Annotated in this window: 3 protein-coding genes; all 3 read right to left on the bottom strand. The window is 64.7% G+C overall.

Going from position 1 to position 3,631, the window contains the following annotated elements:
- Positions 1-70: 70 nt before the first annotated feature.
- Positions 71-1,762 carry a ribonuclease J gene (locus ABYV89_RS15535; RefSeq protein WP_432823844.1) on the bottom strand — a complete coding sequence of 564 codons (1,692 nt, stop codon included), beginning with the start codon at positions 1,760-1,762 and terminating at the stop codon, positions 71-73.
- The gene (locus ABYV89_RS15530) at positions 1,759-2,460 is read right to left on the bottom strand and encodes a lysophospholipid acyltransferase family protein (RefSeq protein WP_432823843.1); all 702 of its coding nucleotides are present in this window, start codon (positions 2,458-2,460) and stop codon (positions 1,759-1,761) included. Before ABYV89_RS15530 ends, ABYV89_RS15535 begins: the two co-directional genes overlap by 4 nt.
- A gap of 111 nt (positions 2,461-2,571) precedes the next feature.
- Positions 2,572-3,561, bottom strand: coding sequence for a zinc-dependent alcohol dehydrogenase family protein (locus ABYV89_RS15525; RefSeq protein WP_432823845.1), 990 nt, complete (start codon positions 3,559-3,561; stop codon positions 2,572-2,574).
- Positions 3,562-3,631 lie beyond the last annotated feature (70 nt).

Here is a 3,631-nt window from a genome sequence, read left to right as displayed (position 1 = left end):
CATGCAGCAGGTTCATACTATCCCTTGGTTACGTCAAAATATGTCGCAGGGGCGAACGCGCGGTTCGCCCCTACAATTCCAGAATCACCGGCATGATCATCGGCCGGCGTTCGATGGTGCGGTTGAAGTAGCGGCGCAGCCCCTTGCGAACTTCGACCCGCAGCTCTTCCCAGTCGCTGATCGCCGCCAGGCTGTGCTCGGCCAGGGTTTCGCGGACGGTCTGGCGGGCCTGTTCGAGAAACTCGGTACTTTCCTCTTCGGGGATGAACCCCTTGGTGAGGATCTCCGGGCCGTAGAGGATCCCGCCGGTTTTCTGGTTGATCGCCAGAAAGACCACCACCATGCCGTGGTTGCCCAGGTGGCGGCGGTCGCGCAGTTCCATGGTGCCGACATCGCCGACTCCCTTGCCGTCGACGAAAACCCGGCCACTCTCGAGGCGCTCTTCACGGCGCAGGCCGTTCTGCGAAACCACCAGCGGCTGGCCGTTTTCCAGCACCACCGCGTTCTCCGCAGCCACTCCCATGCGCCGGGCCAGCTGCGCGTGCTTTACCAGATGCCGGTATTCACCGTGGATCGGTACGAAGTAGCGGGGCCTGGTCAGCGACAGCACCAGCTTGAGTTCCTCCTGGCTGGCGTGGCCGGAGACGTGGACCTCGCTGGTCGTTTCGTAAAAGACCTCGGCGCCCCGCCGGTACAGGTGGTTGATCAGGTCGGAGATGGCCTTTTCGTTGCCGGGGATGAACTTGGACGACAGGATCACCGAGTCGCCCGGCTCCAGGCTGAGCTGCCGGTGGTCGTCCATGGCGATGCGCGTCAGAGCCGACAACGGTTCGCCCTGGCTGCCGGTGGTGATTACCAGCACCTGGTCGCGGGGGATCTCCCGCAGGTCGCGCAGGTCGATCAGGGCCGAGTCGGGGATATTCAGGTAACCGAGCTTGCGGGCGATGTCGGTGTTGGCGACCATGCTGCGGCCGTTGATCAGGACGCTGCGGCCACAGGACACCGCCGCATCCACCACCTGCTGGATGCGGTGGATGTTGGAGGAGAAAGTCGCCACCATGACCAGTCCGTCGCATTGAGGCAAAATCTGGGCAAAGGCTTCGCCGACCACCCGTTCGGAGAGGGTGAAACCCTCCTTTTCGACGTTGGTCGAATCGGCCAGCAGCAGCAGGATACCTTCTTCGCCGCAGGCGGCCAGCCGGGCCAGGTCGGTCGGTTCGCCGTCGACCGGGGTCTGGTCGAGCTTGAAGTCGCCAGTGTGCACCACCGTGCCGGCCGGGGTGCGGATGATCAGTCCGGCGCCATCGACGATGGAATGGGCGGCCCGGTAGAATTCGACGGCAAAGGGGCCGAGCTCTACGGTCTGCCGCGGCTTGACGGTTTCCAGGGTGGCGCGACCGGTCAGCTTGTGTTCGTCGAGCTTGTTGCGCAGAAGGCCCAGGGTAAGGCCGGTGCCGTAAATGGGGGGGCAGCCCAGCGCCTCGTACAGAAACGGGATTGCCCCGATGTGGTCCTCGTGGCCGTGGGTCAGCAGCAGGCCGCGGATATCCTGTTCACGGCCTGCCAGCGCCGAGATGTCGGGGATGACCAGGTCGACCCCCATCATGTAGGCTTCGGGAAACATCAGCCCGCAGTCGATCAGCAGGATCTCGCCGCCGAACTCGATGGCCATCATGTTCAGGCCGATCTCGCCCAGTCCCCCCAGCGGCAGAATCCGCAGGGCATCGGGGTGCAGGGGGGGCGCCTGGGCCAGGGTGCTCATGCCGCCGCCTCCAGGGACGCCGCGATCCGGCCATGCACCTGTTCCATCAGCGGGTCGCGGTCGGCGGTCCCCATTCCGCTGCTGTCGATGGCCGGCAGGATGCGCACCTCGATGGTGCCGCCACGAATCCAGAGGCTGTTCTTGGGCATCACTGCGTAGCTGCCGCTGATGGCCACCGGCAGTACGGGAACCTGGGCCTTGAGCGCCAGCATGAAGCCGCCTTTCTTGAATTCCTGCAGCAGACCGTCGGCGGAGCGGGTCCCCTCGGGGAAGATGACCACCGAGGTGCCGTCATGAATGCGGCGGGCCGCCTCGTTCATGCTCTTGATGGCTTTCTTGCGGTCGGAGCGGTCGAGGGAGATGTAGCCGCAGCGGCGCATGGCCAGGCCGAACAGGGGGATCTGGAACAGCTCTTCCTTGGCCAGCCAGCGGAACTGGCCCGGCAGCCCGGCAAACAGGGCCAGGATATCGAAGTTGCTCTGGTGGTTGGGCATGTAGATCACCGCCTGGTCCGGCTGCAGGTGTTCCCGGCCCGTTACCTTCAGCTTTACCCCGGCCAGCGTCAGTCCAACCCTGGCCCAAAAGCGGGAGTAGTTGTGCAGGTAGTCGGGGCGGATGAAGGAAAGTGGGACGCCGGTGAAAATGACGAACAGGGTCCAGGGGATGAAAGTGGCAAAATAAAAAATGGTGCGAACCATTAATGATCTCCGCAAACTGTTGAATAAGCTAGTCTACGGGGTATGCGAAACGTAGTCAAATCTTTTTCTGACAGGGCCCGGCAGGGGGGGAGACCCAGGTCATCCCGAAGGTCAATTCATCACCAGTACCGCCGCTCCTTCGACGCGGCCGCTGCGCAGGCGGTCGAGGGCTTCGTTGGCCTGCTCCAGGGGGAAACGCTCGATTTCGGTGCGCACCGGTATTCGGTAGGCCAGCTCGAGAAGCTCTTCGCCGTCACGCCGGGTCAGGTTGGCCACCGAACTGAGTTTGCGTTCTTCCCACAGCAGCCGGTAGGGAAAGGCCGGGATGTCGCTCATGTGGATGCCCCCGGCGACCACGTGTCCGCCCTTGTCGGTGGCCTTCAGGGCAGCGGGAATCAATTCGCCGGCCGGGGCGAAAATCAGGGCGGCATCGAGGGGTTGGGGCGACATCTGTGTAGAAGCCCCGGCCCAGACGGCGCCCAATCGGCGGGCGAACTCCTGGGCCTCGGTGTCGCCAGGGCGGGTGAAGGCGTAAACCTTCTTTCCCTGGTGTACCGCGATCTGGGCGACGATGTGGGCGGCGGCGCCGAATCCGTAGAGTCCGAGGTGCTCGATGTTGTTTCCCGCCAGCCGGTAGGTGCGGTAGCCGATCAGGCCGGCGCAGAGCAGCGGGGCGGCCTCGGTGTCTTCAAAGCCGGGCGGCAGGTGGAAGCAGAAGTGCTGATCGGCCAGGGTGAACTCGGCGAAGCCGCCGTCAAGGGTGTAGCCGGTGAAGCGGGCATGGTCGCAGAGGTTTTCCTGCTCCCGGCGGCAGTAGCGGCATTCGCCGCAGGTAGTGCCGAGCCAGGGGACGCCGACCCGCTCGCCGGGGCGGAAGCGGGTGACCTGGTCGCCGGTCTTGACCACGGTGCCGACGATTTCGTGGCCGGGGATCAGAGGCAGCTTCGCTTCGCTCAACTCCTGGTCGACGATGTGCAGATCGGTGCGGCAGACCCCGCAGGCGTGCACCCGGATCAGCAGTTGTCCGGGGGAAGGCTGGGGGACCGGCAGCTGTTTCAACTGCAGCCGGCGCTGCCCGGTTTCGAGCACCATGGCCCGCATGCTGGCGGGGAGCTTCATCTCGGATCTCCTCGGCGGGCTGCCGGTGTCAGATAGGGACGTCGTCGATGGT

Origin of the sequence: Trichloromonas sp., assembly GCF_041583255.1 — a bacterium.
GTDB lineage: Bacteria > Desulfobacterota > Desulfuromonadia > Desulfuromonadales > Trichloromonadaceae > Trichloromonas.
The sequence above is the reverse complement of the archived record's forward strand: the minus strand, read 5'-3'. Positions and strand labels throughout refer to the sequence as shown.